At 67.7% G+C, this 17,618-nt stretch carries 15 protein-coding genes; 10 read left to right on the plus strand and 5 right to left on the minus strand.

What is annotated here, in order from left to right:
• Nucleotides 1–30 precede the first annotated feature (30 nt).
• On the plus strand, nucleotides 31–1,494 hold the full coding sequence (locus tag ACOI2T_RS32765) for a bifunctional phosphatase PAP2/diacylglycerol kinase family protein (RefSeq protein WP_409504238.1): 1,464 nt from the start codon (nucleotides 31–33) through the stop codon (nucleotides 1,492–1,494).
• Here the strand turns inward: ACOI2T_RS32765 and ACOI2T_RS32770 are convergent.
• On the minus strand, nucleotides 1,448–2,119 hold the full coding sequence (locus ACOI2T_RS32770) for a phosphatase PAP2 family protein (protein ID WP_409504237.1): 672 nt from the start codon (nucleotides 2,117–2,119) through the stop codon (nucleotides 1,448–1,450). The two genes, ACOI2T_RS32765 and ACOI2T_RS32770, sit on opposite strands and share 47 nt — an antisense overlap.
• 57 nt (nucleotides 2,120–2,176) lie before the next feature.
• Here ACOI2T_RS32770 and ACOI2T_RS32775 point away from each other — a divergent pair, with 57 nt between their 5' ends.
• The 6 genes from ACOI2T_RS32775 (at nucleotide 2,177) to ACOI2T_RS32800 (ending at nucleotide 9,144) form a co-directional block, all read left to right on the plus strand.
• Nucleotides 2,177–2,659: a hypothetical protein gene (locus ACOI2T_RS32775; RefSeq protein WP_067853023.1), complete on the plus strand. Its 483-nt coding sequence runs from the start codon at nucleotides 2,177–2,179 to the stop codon at nucleotides 2,657–2,659.
• 93 nt (nucleotides 2,660–2,752) lie between these two features.
• Entirely contained in the window at nucleotides 2,753–4,132 is a 1,380-nt protein-coding gene (locus ACOI2T_RS32780) for a sulfatase family protein (RefSeq protein ID WP_409504236.1), read from the plus strand.
• Nucleotides 4,133–4,210: 78 nt separating this feature from the next.
• Nucleotides 4,211–5,014: a trehalose 2-sulfotransferase gene (gene stf0 / locus ACOI2T_RS32785; protein WP_067853016.1), complete on the plus strand. Its 804-nt coding sequence runs from the start codon at nucleotides 4,211–4,213 to the stop codon at nucleotides 5,012–5,014.
• On the plus strand, nucleotides 4,963–5,925 hold the full coding sequence (gene cysD, locus ACOI2T_RS32790; protein ID WP_085145367.1) for a sulfate adenylyltransferase subunit CysD: 963 nt from the start codon (nucleotides 4,963–4,965) through the stop codon (nucleotides 5,923–5,925). The genes stf0 and cysD overlap by 52 nt, the downstream gene beginning before the upstream one ends.
• 31 nt (nucleotides 5,926–5,956) lie before the next feature.
• Nucleotides 5,957–7,828 carry a sulfate adenylyltransferase subunit CysN gene (cysC, locus tag ACOI2T_RS32795; protein ID WP_409504235.1) on the plus strand — a complete coding sequence of 624 codons (1,872 nt, stop codon included), beginning with the start codon at nucleotides 5,957–5,959 and terminating at the stop codon, nucleotides 7,826–7,828.
• A 119-nt stretch (nucleotides 7,829–7,947) separates the two neighbouring features.
• Entirely contained in the window at nucleotides 7,948–9,144 is a 1,197-nt protein-coding gene (locus ACOI2T_RS32800; RefSeq protein ID WP_409506544.1) for an integrase core domain-containing protein, read from the plus strand.
• 82 nt (nucleotides 9,145–9,226) lie between these two features.
• Here ACOI2T_RS32800 and ACOI2T_RS32805 read toward each other — a convergent pair whose 3' ends face one another.
• On the minus strand, nucleotides 9,227–9,991 hold the full coding sequence (locus tag ACOI2T_RS32805; RefSeq protein WP_409505074.1) for a trans-aconitate 2-methyltransferase: 765 nt from the start codon (nucleotides 9,989–9,991) through the stop codon (nucleotides 9,227–9,229).
• Nucleotides 9,992–10,037: 46 nt separating this feature from the next.
• On the opposite strand from ACOI2T_RS32805, the gene ACOI2T_RS32810 reads away from it, so the two are divergent.
• Genes ACOI2T_RS32810 through ACOI2T_RS32820 form a run of 3 tightly spaced genes read left to right on the plus strand, consistent with a single transcriptional unit; the run spans nucleotide 10,038 to nucleotide 13,940 of the window.
• Complete coding sequence (locus ACOI2T_RS32810) at nucleotides 10,038–10,916, plus strand: amidohydrolase family protein (protein ID WP_409505075.1); 879 nt, start codon at nucleotides 10,038–10,040, stop codon at nucleotides 10,914–10,916.
• Between the two features lie 43 nt (nucleotides 10,917–10,959).
• Nucleotides 10,960–12,714, plus strand: coding sequence for a glycosyltransferase family 39 protein (locus ACOI2T_RS32815; protein ID WP_409505076.1), 1,755 nt, complete (start codon nucleotides 10,960–10,962; stop codon nucleotides 12,712–12,714).
• A gap of 17 nt (nucleotides 12,715–12,731) precedes the next feature.
• Nucleotides 12,732–13,940, plus strand: a complete 1,209-nt coding sequence (locus ACOI2T_RS32820; protein WP_409505077.1) for an alpha/beta hydrolase family protein — start codon at nucleotides 12,732–12,734, stop codon at nucleotides 13,938–13,940.
• Here ACOI2T_RS32820 and eccE read toward each other — a convergent pair.
• From eccE to eccD, 3 genes are read right to left on the minus strand one after another with little or no spacing between them, the layout of a single operon-like run.
• Nucleotides 13,896–14,819 carry a type VII secretion protein EccE gene (gene eccE, locus ACOI2T_RS32825; protein ID WP_409505078.1) on the minus strand — a complete coding sequence of 308 codons (924 nt, stop codon included), beginning with the start codon at nucleotides 14,817–14,819 and terminating at the stop codon, nucleotides 13,896–13,898. The two genes, ACOI2T_RS32820 and eccE, sit on opposite strands and share 45 nt — an antisense overlap.
• On the minus strand, nucleotides 14,816–16,195 hold the full coding sequence (gene mycP, locus ACOI2T_RS32830; protein ID WP_409505079.1) for a type VII secretion-associated serine protease mycosin: 1,380 nt from the start codon (nucleotides 16,193–16,195) through the stop codon (nucleotides 14,816–14,818). Before mycP ends, eccE begins: the two co-directional genes overlap by 4 nt.
• 7 nt (nucleotides 16,196–16,202) lie before the next feature.
• Complete coding sequence (gene eccD, locus ACOI2T_RS32835; RefSeq protein ID WP_409505080.1) at nucleotides 16,203–17,618, minus strand: type VII secretion integral membrane protein EccD; 1,416 nt, start codon at nucleotides 17,616–17,618, stop codon at nucleotides 16,203–16,205.

Consider the following 17,618-nt stretch of genomic DNA (forward strand, 5'->3'; position numbering starts at 1 on the left):
TTTGTCAAAGCATCCGGATAGGTTGACTGCATGGACGTGCGCAAAATCGGCAGAGGGCTCGGCACGCTGGACCGCGAGGTCTTCGAGGCAGTCGCCGAATCACCGAGCCCGCTGCTCGACACCGTCATGCCCCGGCTCACCAGGGCCGCCGACCATTCGAAGCTGTGGTTCGCGATCGCGGCCGGGCTCGGCGCGGTGGGCGGCACGTCGGTGCGGCGCGGTGCCGCGCGCGGCGTCCTCAGCCTGGCCGTCACGAGCCTGGTGACCAACCAGGTCGCCAAGCGGATATGGCGCAGGCCCCGGCCGGACCGCACGCTGATCCCGGCGGCCCGCCGCACGCGCCGCATCCCGACCTCCACGTCGCTGCCGTCCGGTCACTCGGCGAGCGCCGCCGCGTTCGCCGTCGGCGTCGGGCTGGAAAGCCCGCCGGCCGGTCTGGCGATGGCGCTGCTCGCGGGGCTCGTCGGGCTGTCCCGCGTGGCCACCGGCGCGCACTATCCCGGCGACGTGTTCGCCGGCTTCGGCATCGGCGCGGGCATCGCGATCCTCGGCGCCAGGGTGGTGCCCACGCTTCCGACCGCAAGCCTGCCGACGTCCGATCCGCTGCGGTACAAGACCGAGCCCCGGCCGGACGGGGCCGGTGTCGTGCTGGTGATCAACCCCGCTTCCGGTGGCGGTACCGGCGCCCGCGTCGTCGACGAGGTCCGAAACTCATTGCCCCGCACCGAGATCGTCGAGATCGCCGAAGACGACGACATCGAGAAGGTGCTGCGCGAAGCCGCCGAACGTTGCGAGGTGCTCGCGGTGGGCGGTGGCGACGGCACAGTCGCGTGCGCGGCCGGGGTGGCCGTCGAGGCCGGCGTGCCGCTCGCGGTGTTCCCGGGCGGGACGTTCAACCACTTCGCCAAGGACATCGGCTGCGATTCGGTCGCCCGCACGGTCGACACCATCCGCCGCGGCAGCGCAGCCTATGTCGATCTGGTGTGCCTCAACGAGAAGCAGCTCGTGATCAACACCGCGAGCATCGGCGCCTACCCCAAGTACGTGCGGATGCGCGAGAAACTCGAACACCGGATGGGCAAGCGGCTGGCCGGTGTATACGCGCTGTATCTGACCCTGCGCCGCGACGAGCCGGTGCGCATCACCTACGACGACAAGACGATTCAGACGTCGCTGTTCTTCCTGGGAAACTCGACGTACTTTCCGTCGGGCTTCGCACCCGCGCTGCGCCCGCGCATGGACGACGGTCTGATCGACGTGCGAATCCTGGAGACCGGCAGGAAGTTCAGCCGTCTGCGCATCGCGACGGCCGTCGCACTCGGCCGCCTCGTCCGCAGCCCGCTCTACCACGAGATGCAGGTGCCGGAGTTCCGGTTCACCACGGTCGACGGTCCCACGGTGCTCGCCCACGACGGCGAGGTCGGCGAGACGTGCACTCAAGCCAGCTTCAGCGTTCGCTACCGAGCGCTACCGGTGTTTCGTCCGTTGCGCTGACCGCCGGATACGGCGGCGCCAGCACCAGACACACGACGAAGTACGCATAGCCCAACGCCCAGCCCGCCAGCACGTCGGACGGATGGTGGACGTTGAGCACCACGCGGCCGACGCCGATCGCGATGACCAACACCGCACCGGCAATCGGCAACCAGCGCCGCAGGGTGGGGCGCAGCGCCGGCCACGCCACCACGAGCAGCCCCAGCACGCTGACCAGCACGCCCAGGGCATGCCCGGACGGGAACGACGACCACGACGCGTAGACGAGCGCGGAGGACGGACGCGGACGATCGGCGATGATCTTGGCCAGCTGGATCACGATGCCGTTGAGTTCGACGGTCAGCAGCAGAAACAGCGCCACCCGGAAGTGGCGGCGCACCAGGGCCACCACGATGATGACGGCGCCCACCAACCGAAACGCCATGGGCCCGAACACTGTGCAGAACACATCCCACGCCATCACCCAGCCCGGATGAGTGGAGCCATACCGAAACGGCCAGTCCAGGCCGGCGTCGTCCATCCGGACCACCCAGCCCCAGGACGCGCCGTAGCCGACCCACATCAGCGCGTACACCGCCGCGGCCGCGGCCGCCGTCGTGATCAGCAATCCGGTACGTGTCCCCACTCGACCATCTCTACCAGGTCCAATAGATCTCCAACTCCGGCGAGCTACGGTGCAGAGATGGCACTGTTCCTGCGAAAGCTGCTGCGCATCGGCGGCCTACCGGGCGACCTGCGTGCGGAAGCCGAATCCGAAGGCATCCTCTTCATCGCCGAATACGTCCCGGTCACCAGACGTTTCACCGGCTCCATCCCGGGCAAACGATCCGCCGGCAGCATCGCCAGTTACGCCGGCTCACTGGTACTGACCAACCACCGCGTGCTCGCGACCATGTCCACCATTCCCAAACTGGCCGGCCGCAGCATCGACCAACCCTGGGCGGCGCCGCAGTCAGGTGCGGTCAAGGCCGAGCTCAGCACGTCGGGGCTGACGCTGGAGACCGACCTCGCCGAGGTCGATCCGCGCTGCCAGGGGCAGCTGTCGATGCACTACAAAACCGAGATACCCGAGGATGTCCTGATGCGGGTGCCCCTTCGGTCACTGGCGTTCGATGTGCCGCCCGAGTACGTGTTCCGCGCGATCGGCGTGCCGTACCACCCGTGAGGGCGCCGCGGGATAGTTGTTCTCGATGAGCCAAACGCTTGCTCGACTGCGCTGCAGCCGGTTCGGTCGGTGGGTGACAGGAAAGGATGTGACGTGACCGAGCCGCAACGGCAGAACCTGCTGATCGTGCACTGGCATGACCTCGGGCGCCACCTCGGCGCCTACGGCCATTCGGATGTGAGCAGCCCGCGGCTCGATCAGCTCGCCGCCGAAGGCATCCTGTTCACCCGCGCGCACGCGACCGCGCCGCTGTGCTCGCCGTCGCGTGGCTCGCTGTTCACCGGCCGCTATCCGCAGAGCAACGGCCTGATGGGCTTGGCCCACCACGGCTGGGAGTACCGCAGCGGGGTGCGCACACTTCCCCACATCCTGTCCCGGGCCGGCTGGCACACCGCGTTGTTCGGCATGCAGCACGAAACGTCGTATCCGTCGAGGCTGGGTTTCGACGAGTTCGACGTGTCGAACTCGTACTGCGAGTACGTCGTCGAACAGGCCACTCGCTGGCTGGCCGACGCACCGTCCGAGCCGTTCCTGCTCACCACGGGTTTCTTCGAGACGCATCGTCCGTACCCGCGGGACCGTTATGAGCCCGCAGAAGCCGAGACCGTGACCGTCCCCGATTACCTGCCCGACACCGCCGAGGTGCGGGCCGACCTCGCGGAGTTCTACGGCTCGATCGCCGTTGCCGACGCGAAGGTGGGCGAACTGCTCGACGCGCTGGCCGCGGCCGGGCTCGACGACAGCACGTGGGTGGTGTTCGTGACCGACCACGGCCCGGCGCTTCCCCGCGCCAAGTCGACGCTGTACGACGCGGGTACCGGCATCGCGCTGATCGTCCGGCCGCCACGCGGGTCCGGCGTCGCGCCCCGCCGCTACGACGAACTGTTCAGCGGTGTCGACCTGCTGCCCACGCTGCTCGACCTGCTCGGCGTCGAGATTCCCGACGAGGTGGACGGTTTGTCACATGCCAGCAACCTGACGGGCGCCACCGAAGATGTCCCGGAAATACGCACCGCGGTCTACACCACAAAGACCTATCACGATTCATTCGACCCAATTCGGGCAATTCGGACAAAGGAATACAGCTACATCGAGAATTACGCGGCGCGGCCATTGTTGGATCTGCCGTGGGATATCGCCGACAGCCCGCCCGGCCGGATTGTCGCAGCTGACGCGCTCGAGCCGAGGCCCGCGCGGGAACTCTACGACCTGATCGACGATCCTTCCGAGGCCAACAACCTGCTCGGACCGGGTGCGACGGATAAGGCAGAGGCGGTCGCCAAGGATCTCGCCTTACTGCTCAACGACTGGCGCGAGAAGACAAACGACGTCATACCGTCCGATTTCGCAGGCACGCGCATTTCCGAACGTTTCACCGAGACATATCTGCATATCCACGGCCGTCCCGCCACCAGTAGGTCGGCGATAGCGGCGGATCGCGGTATCGACGACGCCGTGCAAGCCGACCAATAGTTTCGATCACGGCGAACACAAAACCTTGACGGCTTCTGGAATAGGTACCGCAAATCAATGGCAGTTAGAGTCACGGCCATGTCCGACCATCCGACCGCCTATCTGGTGCTCGCGTCCCAGCGCAGCGGCAGCACCTTGCTGGTGGAGTCCTTGCGTGCCACCGGCGTAGCCGGCGAACCACAGGAGTTCTTCCAGTACCTGCCGAGCACCAGTCAATCCCCGCAGCCGCGGCAGTGGTTCGAGGGGGTCGAGGACGAGTCGATTCTGCGGCTGCTCGATCCGCTGGACGAGGGAAAGCCGGACCTCGCTCCCGCGCACATCTGGCGCGACTACATCCAGACCGTGGGCCGCACGCCCAACGGGGTGTGGGGCGGCAAGCTGATGTGGAATCAGACGCCGCTGTTGCTGGACCGGGCGCAGGGACTGCCGGACCGGTCGGGCACGGGCCTGCTGTCGGCGATCCGCGACGTCGTCGGCAGCGATCCGGTGCTCATCCACGTGTACCGCCCCGACGTGGTGTCGCAGGCGGTGTCGTTCTGGCGCGCCGTGCAGACGCGGGTGTGGCGGGGCAGGCCGGATCCCGCGCGCGATGCCCGCGCCGAGTACCACGCCGGCGCGATCGCCCATGTCGTCACGATGCTGCGGGCTCAGGAGGAGGGCTGGCGGGCGTGGTTCGCCGAGGAGGACGTCAAGCCTCTCGACATCTCCTACCCGTACCTGTGGCGCAACCTCACGCAGGTCGTCGCGACGGTTCTGGAGGCGCTCGGCCAGGATCCGCGACTGGCTCCCGCGCCGGTGCTCGAACGCCAGGCCGACCAGCGTTCCGACGAATGGGTGGACCGCTACCGGTCCGACGCCGAGAAGGAAGGCCTGCCGCTGTGACCGTGACAGACCTCGTACACGTCGACGAGCTTCGGTTGCTGGAAGCCGAAGCGGTGCACATCATCCGTGAGGTGGTGGCCGAACTGCAGCGGCCGGTGCTGCTGTTCTCGGCAGGCAAAGACTCGATCGTGCTGCTTCGGTTGGCGGAGAAGGCTTTTCGTCCGTCGCCGCTGCCGTTTCCCGTGATGCACGTCGACACCGGGCACAACTTCCCCGAGGTCATCGAGTTCCGGGACCGCCGCGTCACCGGTGCGGGCCACAAACTGATCGTGGCCTCGGTCCAGGAGACCATCGACAGCGGCCGCGTCGCCGATCCGGGCCCGGGGGCGTCGCGCAACCGTCAACAGACCCGCACCCTGCTGGATGCGTTGGAAGCCGGCGGATTCGACGCCGCGTTCGGCGGCGCTCGCCGCGACGAGGAACGCGCCCGCGCCAAGGAACGCATCCTGAGCTTCCGCGACGAGTTCGGCCAATGGGACCCGCGCGCGCAGCGCCCCGAGCCGTGGTCGCTGTACAACGGGCGGATCCGCAAGGGTGAACAGGTCCGCGTCTTCCCGCTGTCGAACTGGACCGAGCTGGACATCTGGCGCTACATCCAGCTGGAAAACCTTGAGCTGCCGTCGATCTACTTCGCCCATGAACGGGAAGTGTTCGAGCGCGACGGCATCCTGCTCGCGGTGTCGGACTACGCGCAGCCCCAGGGCTCCGAGGCCGCGACGGTCGAATGGGTGCGCTACCGCACGGTCGGCGACCTCACCATCACCGGAGCCGTACGGTCACAGGCCACCGACATCGAGCGGGTGATCACCGAGATCTCCGCCGCGACCGTGTCCGAACGCGGCGAAACCCGCGCCGACGACCGGACTTCCGCGGCCGCGATGGAAGACCGCAAGCGGGAAGGCTATTTCTGATGAGCGCTTGCGCGAAGAACAGAGGATTCTGATGAGCACTCGTCAACTGCTGCGCATCACCACCGCCGGATCGGTAGACGACGGCAAGAGCACACTGATCGGCAGGCTGCTGCACGATACCGACAGCCTGCCCATCGACCACCTCGAAGCGGTCACGGATGCCGAGGGCGTGGCCGATCTGGCCGCGCTGTCCGACGGGCTTCGCGCCGAACGCGAACAGGGCATCACGATCGATGTCGCCTACCGGTTCTTCTCGACCGACACCCGCAGCTACATCCTTGCCGACACGCCGGGACACGAGCGCTACACCCGCAACATGTTCACCGGCGCGTCCAACGCCCACGTCGCGATCCTGCTGGTCGACGCCCGCGCCGGTGTGCTGCGCCAGACCCGCCGCCATGCGCGCATCGCAAAACTGTTGGGGATCAAGCACTTCGTCGCAACCGTCAACAAGATAGACCTGGTCGATTTCGACAAGGAACGATTCGCCGAGGTCGAGCGGGAACTGCAGCAGGTCGCCGACCGGCTCGGCCTCGCCGCGTCCGAGGCCGAGCTCACGGTCATCCCGATCGCGGCCAAACTCGGCGACAACGTCGTGCACCGCTCGGACAACACGCCGTGGTACGACGGCCCCACGCTGTTGGAGTACCTGGAGGCCGTCGAACTGTCCGCGCCGCATCCGGAGCCCACGAGCCTGCGGTTGCCGGTGCAGTGGGTGTCCCGGCCCACCGCCGAGCAGCGCCGCCGCTACACCGGACGATTGTCCGCGGGCACGCTGCGGGTCGGCGATCCCGTGGTGAGCCTGCCGGCCGGCACCCGGTCGACGGTGACCGCGGTCGACACACTCGACGACGACCGCACGGTAGGTGTTGCGCCACTGTCGGTTTCGATCGAATTGGCCGACGACATCGATGTCGGTCGCGGCGATGTGTTCGTGAGCGGCTCCGACGATGCCGTGTTGCCGGTACTCGCCCGCGAACTCGATGCCACGGTGTGCTGGTTCTTCGACAACCCGCTGCGGGCCGGCGACCGGCTCGCGCTCAAGCAGGGCACCCGCACCGTGCGGGCCACCGTCCAGGAGTTGCACACCAAACTCGACCCGGAAACCCTCGACGAGGTCGACGGCCCAGTCGAGTTGGCGCTCAACGACATCGGTTCGGTGACCCTGCGGACCAGCTCGGTCGTCATCGCCGATCCCGATGCCGACAACCGCGACAACGGCGCGTTCATCCTGATCGACGAGGTCTCCAACGACACCGTCGGCGCCGGCATCATCCTCGACGCCCGCGAGGTCAAGCCGAGCGGCCACAACCGGTCCGACATCAAATGGCATCCGTCATCGCTGGACCGGGACTACCGCTGGAACAAGACCGGGCAGCGCGGCGCGACCATCTGGTTCACCGGCCTGCCCGCCTCCGGCAAGTCGACCGTGGCGGTGGCCGTCGAACGCGCGCTGGTCGAATCCGGCCAGGTCGCCTACCTGCTCGACGGCGACAACCTCCGGCACGGGCTGTCCGACGATCTGGGATTCTCCGCGGGCGACCGGACCGAGAACATCCGCCGCGTCGGACATCTCACGCGCCTGCTGGCCGATGCGGGCGTGGTGGCACTGGCCTCGCTCGTGTCCCCGCTGCGCTCCGACCGCGAGACCGCACGAGCGCTCAACGACGCGGCCAAGCTGCCGTTCATCGAGGTGCACGTCGCGACCCCGGTCGAGGAATGCGCGCGCCGCGATCCCAAGGGCCTCTACGCGCGCGCCAAAGCCGGCGAGCTCAAAGGCCTGACGGGCGTCGACGCACCCTACGAGGCGCCCGAGAATCCCGATCTCGTGCTCGACACCACCGGCGCCGACATCGACGACCTCGTCGATCAGGTGATCGCCTTGCTCAACACCCGCCGCTGACCTGTGATTTGTGCACTGTCAGCGGCGGTCAGCGCCGTGTGCTGTTTGGGGACATCGCTGACACATGGATGTCTCGGGACATCGCTGACACCTGAGTAGGGCTTAGACCAGCATGGTTCATGGCCCAGAAGGTGACGGCGATGGACATTCGCATGGCTGCGGCGTTGGCCGGGCAGGTGAACAACGTGGCGGAGTTCTGCCGTCGTGAGCAGATCAGTCGGCAGACGTTCTACAAGTTTCGCCAGCGCTTCCGGGACGAGGGGATCGCCGGGCTGCAGGATCGTTCCCGCCGCCCGCTGACCTCGCCGGGGCAGACCTCGGCCTACGTCGAGGACATCGTGGTGCGCCGGCGCAAGCAGTTGATCGAGAAGGGGCTCGATCACGGCGCCCAATCGATTGTGTGGTCGTTGCAACACGACGGCCTGCAGGCCGTGCCCTCACCGTCGACGGTGTGGCAGATTCTGACCCGCCGCGGAGCGATCACGCCGCAACCACAGAAACGCCCGAAGTCAGCGACGAAGCGTTTCGTATTCGATCGGCCCAACGAGTGCTGGCAGTCGGATTGGACTGGATGGTCGCTGGCCGACGGGACGCCGGTGGCCATCGCGGGCAGCCTCGATGACCACTCCCGCTATGCAGTCAGCTTGCGTGCGGCGGCCGGCGATGCCGACGGTGAGCTGGTCTGGTCGGTGATACTGGCCGGTGTCGACGAGTGCGGAATACCATCGATGTCGTTGTCGGACAACGGGATCGTCTACACAGGCAGATTCCACGCACATGAATCGGCGTTCGAGATCAACCTACGCGCGCTCGGTGTGCACACCATCAACTCGGCGCCCTTTCATCCGCAGACCTGCGGCAAGATCGAGCGGTTCTGGCAGACGCTGAAGAAGTGGCTGGCCGCCCGCGACCCGGTCTCCACCATCGCCGAACTCAACGACCTCCTCGAGCAGTTCCGCAATTTCTACAACCAGCACCGACCCCACCGAGCGCTACGCGGAGCCACCCCCGCTGAGGCATTCCACGCCACCGTTAGGGCCCGCCCAGCCGACCGTCCACTGCCAGCCCCGGTGTTCATATCCCGCCACACCGTCGACGAGGTGAGCGGAAACCTCTACGTGCCGCCCTACCGCGTCAACGTCGGACTCCGATGGGCCGGCCACGAATGCGTCAGCATCCGCGACGGCAACCACATCACGATCTTTAGCGGCAACCGACTCGTCCGCGAACTCACCGCCGACCCCACCCGCAGACACCAACGCGGCGACAAAGCCACCCGCACCTATCGCACACGTGAACCCAAACCGGCACCATGACTGTCAGCGATGTCCCGAGACATAAGTGTCAGCGATGTCCCGAGACACCACACGGCGGTCAGCGCCGGTGGCGGTGCACAAATCACTCGACTCGGGCGACCACGAACACGCGACGGAACGGAAAGAACGTCGTGCCGTCGGGCCGGGCCGGATAAGCGGCGGCCAGCAGCGGAATGATGGCCTGGCGATAGTCCTGCCACGCCTCCTCGGTGAGCCGGCTCTTGACCTGGGTGAGTGCCGTCCCCGTGATCCAGTCCAAAACCGGTGTCTCGCCGGTCAATTGGTGCACATAGGTGGTTTCCCAGGCATCGACGACACAGCCCGCATCGGTGAGCAGCCCCGCGTACTCGACCGGCGTGTCCACCTGGCCGGCGTCGCGCCACGGCATGTCCCGCAGGGCTTCGGCGAACGGCGCGCTGCGCGCCACCTGTCGCACGGCCTCATGTGATGGCGAATCGAAGTTGCCGGGCACCTGAAACGCGATCCAGGCGCCCGCAGGTAGCTCACGCGCCCACCGCACCACGATCTCGCGGTGCGTCGGCACCCATTGGAGTGCGGCGTTGGACAGCACCACATCGGTGTCGGGTCGTGGCACCCAGTCCTCGATCGCACCGGTGTGGGCATCGACGCCGCGTGCCTGGGCCGCAGCCACCATCTCCGGCGAGTTGTCCCACGCCTCGAGGGCCGCATCGGGCCAGCGTTGCCGCAGGGTCTCCGTCAGGTTGCCAGGCCCGCATCCCAGGTCGACGATCCGCTGGGGATCGACCGCCGCCACGCGCGACAGTAGGTCGTAGAACGGACGACCACGGTGATCAGCGAAGGCCAGATAGGTGTCAGGGTTCCACACAGCCCCTATCTTCCTCCTCGCGTGCGGGGTGACATCATCGCTGACGATGGACGAGTCGCAATCAGTGAAGAACATCTGGACGTCACTGGGCCTGCCGGGCATCGTCGACGTCCACACCCACTTCATGCCCAAGAACGTCATGGACAAGGTGTGGCAGTACTTCGACAGCCAGGGCCCGCTGATCGGCCGCGAATGGCCGATCACGTACCGCGCCGACGAGGAGCAGCGGGTCGCCACGCTGCGCTCCTTCGGCGTGCGACGGTTCACATCGCTGGTGTATCCACACAAACCGGACATGGCTGCCTGGCTGAACCAGTGGGCGTTCGGCTTCGCGCAGGCCACCCCCGATTGCCTGGCCACGGCCACGTTCTATCCCGAGGCGGGTGCGGCGCGCTATGTCGCCGAAGCCGTCGCGGCGGGTACCCAGGTGTTCAAGGCGCACATTCAGGTCGGCCGCTACGACCCCAACGACCCATTGCTCGACGACGTGTGGGGATCCATCGAGGACGCGGCGGTTCCCGTCGTGATTCACTGCGGTTCGGGCCCGGTGCCCGGCGACTTCACCGGCCCGGTCCGGATCGCTCGACTGTTGCGCCGCTACCCCCGGCTGGTGCTGATCGTCGCGCACATGGGCATGCCGGAATACTCGGAATTCCTTGATCTCGCTGAGCAATTCGACCAGGTGCGGCTCGACACGACCATGGCGTTCACGCCATTCGTTGAGTCAACCATGCCATTTCCTGTCGCCGATACGGGCCGCCTGCATGCCCTGGGCGAGCGCATCCTGTTCGGCAGCGATTTCCCCAACATTCCGTACGGCTACGCCGAGGCCGTGCAGACGCTCATCGATCTGCCCGGCGTCGACGACAAGTGGCTGCGCAACGTGCTGCACGACAACGCCGCGCGGCTGTTCGACCTGAACTAGCTTTCACAGGCGGTTTACAGCCAGGTCAGGCACGGTGTTGCGCATGACGACATCGCGGTGGCAGCACGCCGGCCTGCTCGCGTTGCTCACGGCCACCGCGGCGCTGTATCTGTGGCATCTGTCGATCAACGGATACGGCAACGACTTCTACGCCGCGGCGGCGCAGGCAGGCGCGCAAAGTTGGTCGGCTTGGTTCTACGGCGCGCTCGACGCCCACAACTTCATCACGGTCGACAAACCGCCTGCGGCGCTGTGGATCACCGGCCTGTCGGTGCGGCTGTTCGGGATGAACCCGTGGTCGGTGCTCGTGCCCGAGGCGTTGATGGGCGTTGCGGCGGTCGCCGTGCTCTATGCGACCGTGCGCCGGTCGATGTCCACGCAGCCGTACGCCACATATGCCGGACTGCTTGCGGGCGCCGTTCTGGCCGTCACCCCGGCCGCCGCACTCATGTTCCGGTTCAACAATCCCGACGCCCTGCTGGTGCTGCTGTTGGTCGCGGCGGCTTACTGCCTGACCCGCGCGGTGGAGACGGCATCCTGGCGCTGGCTGATCGCGGCAGGCGCGGTGGTGGGCACGGCCTTCCTGACGAAGATGCTGCAGGGCTTTCTCGTGCTGCCGGCGTTCGCGCTGACGTATCTGCTGTTGGCACCCACATCATGGCGCCGACGGCTGTGTCACCTGCTGGCCGCCGCAGGCGCGGTATTGGTCGCGGCGGGCTGGTGGGTGCTGACGGTTCAGTTGGTGTCACCGGGCAACCGCCCCTACATCGGCGGATCGACCGACGACACCGAGCTCGATCTCGCGTTCGGCTACAACGGGATCAGCCGGATCGTCGGTGGTGAACACCATGCCGGTGCCAGATACGGCCACGGCCTCGCGCGGTTGCTCAACGCAGAGGTCGGCAACGAGATCGGCTGGTTATTGCCCGCCGCGGTGGTCGCCGCCGGTTTCGGGCTGTATCTGGCTGCCCGGCACCGTCTTCGGCGTACGGAGTTGGCCGCGCTTGTGATGTGGACATGTTGGCTGGTGACCACGGCAGTCGTGCTCGGCTACATGAACGGCATGCTGCACCCGTACTACACGGTCGCACTCGCACCGGCGATCGCAGCACTGCTGGGCTGTGGCGTGGCGTGGGCATGGCGGCTGCGGGCCCACCTCGATGCCCGGATCGCCCTGGCGGTGCTGTCCGCGACCGCCGCACTCTCCGGGGTGAACCTGCTGCACCGCAACGAGTTCGGGCCGACGTGGTCGGTGTGGGTGATCGCAGCCGTCGTGGTGCTCGCGGTGACCGCGTTGGTGGTGGGGCATCGAGTGGCGGTTGCGGGCCTGATACTCGCGGGGGTGGCCGGCTTGATTCCGGTCACCGGTTTCGCGGTGGCGACTGCGGCGACGCCGCACCATGGCACACAACCGGTCACGGTGAACCAGTCGGCGGGCTGGCTGGGTGATCTCGCGGCCAACCGGGAACTCGCGGAGATGCTGGCCGCGACCCGCACCACCTGGTCGGCGGCGACCAACGGCTCACAACCGGCGGCCGCACTGGAGATCGCGTCCGGCACTGCCGTGATGGCGGTCGGCGGGTGGAGCGGTGATCCGGTGCCCACGTTGGAGCAGTTCATCGGTGACGTGCACGCCGGCCGGATCACCTACTACGTCGAGGCCGGGCGGCGGCTGCACGGTGAGGTCATCCGTGCACCCAACCGCACCAATGCCCACACCCGCGAGATCGCCGACTGGGTCGCTGCTCATTTCACGCCCGTCCCGATGGGCTCATCTACCGTCTACCGGCTGATCTGACCGTTAGCATCGGCAGCGTGGAGTCGTCCCATGCTGACCGAGTCGATCCGGTTGAACCTCCCATCCCGATTCCCGATGTGCCAGGGGCGGATGCGAGCTCGCGTGGCCTGCCCCGACGGGTCGATCTGACCGTGCGCCAACGCGCGATCGTCGACGCGTCCGCCGCCGCCGATCTCGTACTGCGCACCGGGGTGGCGTCGGTCGTCGCGGCGTCCATGGTGCCGCGCACGCTGGCGTCGATCGCGCGGCCGTCGGGTTCGCGAACCGAACACGAGCACATGCGGTTCTACGCCGATCTGGCCGCCGCGCAAGACCCCGCGGTTTCGTTCCCGGCCCCCACCGAACCGCCGCGTGTCTCGTCACGGCCGGCCAATCCGATCGCGGAATGGATTGCGCACGGTCGTGTCGAGAACATCCGGTTCGCCAGCAGCTTCACCGCCGTCAACCCCGCGCTTCGCGACCAGTGCGCGGGCTTCGCCCGTAACAACGTTGTCCGGGCCCAACATTGGCGCCACGACGACGGCCCGCATCCCACGCTATGCGTGATCCACGGGTTCATGGGATCGCCGTATCTGGCGAATGGACTGTTTCTGTCGTTGCCGTGGTTCTACCGCTCGGGCTACGACGTGTTGTTGTACACCTTGCCGTTTCACGGCCGGCGCGCCGAGAAGTTCTCGCCTTTCAGCGGTCATGGCTTCTTCGCGCACGGCTTCGGCGGATTCGCCGAGGGCATGGCCCAGGCAGTGCACGATTTCCGGTCGATCATCGACTATCTGGAGTTCACCGGTGTCGATCGGATCGCGCTCACGGGCATCTCGCTCGGCGGTTTCACGTCGGCCTTGCTGGCCAGCGTGGACGATCGCATCCAAGCCGTGATTCCGAACGTGCCCGTCGTGACGCCCGACCGCACGGTCGACGAGTGGTTCCCGGCCAACAAGCTCGTCGCACTTGAGCGTTTCGTCGCGCGCACCGATCCGGCGCTGTCGGAGGCGGCGACCCGCTACGCCTCGCCGCTGAATTACCGGCCGCTCGTCGCCAAGGAGCGCAGGCTCATCATCACCGGCCTCGGTGACCGGCTGGCGCCGCCGCAGCAGGCTGAGTTGCTGTGGGAACACTGGGATCGCTGTGCGTTCCACTGGTTCCCCGGCAACCACCTGCTGCACGTGAGCCAGCCGGACTACCTACGCCGGATGACCCGCTTCCTGCGGGATTTCATGTTCGACTGACGGCCGCGACAGCAGCGCCTTCGGCAGCGCCGTCGGGTTACCTTCGAGCCGGTGCGTCGACAACGGGTTGAGCGCCGCCAGAGCCGGACGGTGGGTGCCTCGGGCCGCGGTGAGGCCGGTCAGTGGCGCCTTGGCCGCGGGCCGGTCGGCGGTGCGGATCGCGCATCCGACCGTCAGCAGCGGATGCGTCGGGGATCCGGTGAATTCCAGTGCCGTCCAGGTCTCCTCGGATGGCAGCGCGCTGATCGCGGCGAGCGTCTGATCGAGATTGTCGTTCACCGCGACGCGGTAAGCCGCGACGTAACCCGTCTCGTCGCGCACCCCCCGCCAGGTCTCCTTGCCGGGCACCGGCAGCGGAGTGTCGACACCGTCGACGATCGTGACGGTCCAGCCGTGCTCGCGCAGATGGTCGGCCAGTCGGCGACCCACCACTTCGGTGGTGTCCTGCAACGGGATTCGCGATGACCTGGCCCGCAACGCGTCGAGGTTGTCCGTGGCGACGACGGTCAGGCTGATCCAGCTGCGCCGGGCACCGTTGGCGTCGCGGTGGCTGACCCGGACCTTGTCGCACCGGATGCCGTACCGGTCCAGATAGCCGACGACGATCGGCAATTGTGCGGGGGTGGCCGGATCGATGCGCAGCACGACCGTCGCGGCATCCTCGCGTTCCCTGGTGTCCTTCTTCGTGAGATTGCGCCGCCACATCGCGATTCGGCGGCCGATCATCGTCGTGAAGAACATGCCGCCCCACCATGCGAACAGCACGATCACGACGCCGACGGAGACCCCGAGCACCCAGCGTTCGGTGGTGGTCTGCCATGGCCGGGCCAGCACCGCCGCGACGATGAACAGGGACGCCAGCGCGATACGGGCGGTCATGTGGTCTTGTCCTTCCGACGGTATGCGACAAGGGCGGCGACAGCCACCAACGCAAGTGCTCCGGTACCGGCGAACGCGATGATTCGCGGAGTGTTGTCACGCGGCGCGGGTTCTGGCGGTGCCGCAATGGGTTTGCCTTCGGGAGCCGTCGGCCCGTCCAGCGGGATGTCGGCGACATTCCAGGTCAGTGCCGCGACCGGGTCGACCCCACCGGCACCGATGACGTTCGACGGCGACCGTGCCGCGCCCTGCGCCGTCGTCGTCAGGCGATGCACCACCTGGCGCGCGTTGAGATCGGGGTACTTGCTGCGCACCAATGCCGCGACACCCGACACGTAGGCCGTGGCGTAGCTGGTGCCGCTCAGCGGGATCAGCCGATCCTGTTCGGACGCAACAGCGTTGGACAGGCCACCGTCGGGGGCATTGCTCACCGACGTGATGTTCTCGCCGGGAGCGGCGATCCCGACCCAGGGGCCGGCCATGGTGAATCCGGACGGCTGCCCCGTCGCGTTCAGCGATCCGACGGACAGTACATAGGGCTGCCACCACGACGGTATCGAAACCGATGTGACGCCACCCCAGTTGCGCGGATCACCGGCGTTGCCCGCGTTGCCGAGCGGATTGGATTCGCAGGCCGATCCGGTGGCGACGCCACCGCGGTTGTTTCCGGCGGCCGCGACGATCACGGCGTCCTTTTCGACCGCGGCGTAGCGCAGCGCTGCGCCGAGTTCCGTTTGGTCGACGGTCTTGTCGGCGGGCAGGCACGTCACGACGGAGATGTTGATGACCCGGGCGCCCAGATCGGCTGCGCGTACGACGGCCCGCGCCAGACTGACGACGTCGCCCGCCGCGCGGGCCTCGACCGCGTCGGCCCCCGGTGTGCGGGGCGCGAACCGCGGCGAGTTCTGCCGGATCGAGATCAAGCGGGCGGCCGGTGCCACACCGGAGAATCCGTCGGGCCCTGGTTGTCCGGCGATCAGGCCGGCGACCGATGTACCGTGCCCGTCACAGTCGGTCAGGCCGTCGGTCGACTCGATAAAGTCACCGCCGCCTTCGACGTTGGGAAGCCGCGGCCCGGGCTGCACCCCGGTGTCGATGACCGCGACCGTCTGCCCTTCCCCACGACTCTGTTGCCAGGCACCGGACAGGTTGAGCGCCAACTGGTTCGGGCTGACGGCACCGGGATCGGTGCCGGGCATGGTCGTGGTGATCGTGCATTCACCGCGTTGCATCATCGGTTGCACCGGTCCAGCGGTGCCCGGCGGCGGGCCGACTTGTGGGTCGACCTCCGGCGGGCTGATGGCGCCCGCGGACGGGCAGCCCATCAGCAGTACGAGACCGGCCGTCGCGAGGACGCCCAGGCTTTTCTGGATCACCGATTCATCACCTGTCGAGAACCAGGCTGAACAGCCCGACGAGGAAGGCCATCACCGGAATCAGTGAAGCGTCGATACCGGAAGCCAGGAAACCGACGAGCCGACGCATCGGCAGCGAGTACGTCTCGGGATTGGCGATGGCCGGATTGAGCGCCGCGACGACCCACACGAGAACCAGCGCGGCGAGCACGGCCAGCGCCCACCATGCCGCCTCGTAGCGTCCGTCGATCGCGAAGGCGACCAGCAGGACGACGGTCAGCAGGTACGAATGCCCCAGCAGCCACGCCTTGCACGCCGCGGAATCCCATACCCGGGCCCGCAGGGCGGCACCCGCGGCGGCGGCCACGACGATGTACCAGGCCCACGGCGAGGCCGTGGCCGAACCGACCAACGCTAGCGACCCGGTCACGGCCAACAGCACACCGGCCGCGATCACACCGGTCTGGTGCGACTGGCTCACCCGAACCCGACGCGGAAGGTCGGCCAGGACCGACAGCGGCTGGGCGGCCGGCGTCGGATCGCCCGGCGCCGGGATGACCGGGAGCGGGAAGCGCGCCCACATCGCCGACAGTTGCGCGGCCTGGACGGTGACGAGCAGCCCGAGCAGCACCAGTGCGCAGCCGAGAATGGTCGACGAGAGTTCCCACAGCGCGGCGGCACCGGCCACCAGCAGCACGCCGATACCGGCCACCGCAGTGGCGGTGAACACCGCGATGCCGCGGTCGTCGCCGGAGCTCGCCATGCTGATCAGCGACCACGCGGCCATCCCGGCGGCGGCGAGCAGCACATTGGGCGCACCGAATTCGCCTGGCACGCCGAGGGCGAAGGCCGCCGCGACGGGCACCAGCGCGGTGACCGCGAGGGCCGTGCCGAACACCGGGAACCGGCCGCGCACCGACAGCGCACCGAGCACGGCGGCGACGGCGATCCCGCTCACGACAAACAGCCCGAGCATCTCATCGGTGATCACCCGGTGGGCGACCGCGAGGCCCGTGCCGACGAGGATCAGCCCGATCAAGGCAAGCGCGGCTGCCCGCGCGATGTGCGGGGCACCCCAGGGATGCTGCCGGGCGGCCGAGAAGATGACGGCGGCGTCGGCGATGTCTTCGACGATGCGCGGTGCCGGCGGGCCGGCCGGAACCGCCTGCAGGGCAAGCAGATCGCCGTCCACGACACCGACCGTGTCAAGCGTGGCGTCCAGGCTGAACGGTGCTCCGCCGACCGGGGCCAGGCTGAGCCGCACCGGGTCCGGGGCGCTCGCCCCGTCATCGCCGCCTGCGGGCAGCACGATGCGCTGGACCGCGGGCAGGATTTCGCGCAGCGGCAACTCGGACGGCAATGCCATCTCGGTCAGCCGGCCACCGTCGTCTCCAGCGGCCAGCACGGCCACCCGGACGATCGGCATCACAGTGTTCTCGGACAT

Origin of the sequence: Mycolicibacterium wolinskyi str. Jessa 2025 (assembly GCF_049241375.1) — a bacterium.
Classification (GTDB): Bacteria; Actinomycetota; Actinomycetes; order Mycobacteriales; family Mycobacteriaceae; genus Mycobacterium; species Mycobacterium wolinskyi.

Coding starts and splice junctions, on each gene's coding strand:
- ACOI2T_RS32765 (WP_409504238.1), top strand. CDS start 31: ATGGACGTGCGCAAAATCGGCAGAGGGCTCGGCACGCTGGACCGCGAG.
- ACOI2T_RS32775 (WP_067853023.1), top strand. CDS start 2,177: ATGGCACTGTTCCTGCGAAAGCTGCTGCGCATCGGCGGCCTACCGGGC.
- stf0 (WP_067853016.1), top strand. CDS start 4,211: ATGTCCGACCATCCGACCGCCTATCTGGTGCTCGCGTCCCAGCGCAGC.
- cysD (WP_085145367.1), top strand. CDS start 4,963: ATGGGTGGACCGCTACCGGTCCGACGCCGAGAAGGAAGGCCTGCCGCT.
- cysC (WP_409504235.1), top strand. CDS start 5,957: ATGAGCACTCGTCAACTGCTGCGCATCACCACCGCCGGATCGGTAGAC.
- ACOI2T_RS32800 (WP_409506544.1), top strand. CDS start 7,948: ATGGCCCAGAAGGTGACGGCGATGGACATTCGCATGGCTGCGGCGTTG.
- ACOI2T_RS32810 (WP_409505075.1), top strand. CDS start 10,038: ATGGACGAGTCGCAATCAGTGAAGAACATCTGGACGTCACTGGGCCTG.
- ACOI2T_RS32815 (WP_409505076.1), top strand. CDS start 10,960: ATGACGACATCGCGGTGGCAGCACGCCGGCCTGCTCGCGTTGCTCACG.
- eccE (WP_409505078.1), bottom strand. CDS start 14,819: ATGACCGCCCGTATCGCGCTGGCGTCCCTGTTCATCGTCGCGGCGGTG.
- eccD (WP_409505080.1), bottom strand. CDS start 17,618: ATGTCCGAGAACACTGTGATGCCGATCGTCCGGGTGGCCGTGCTGGCC.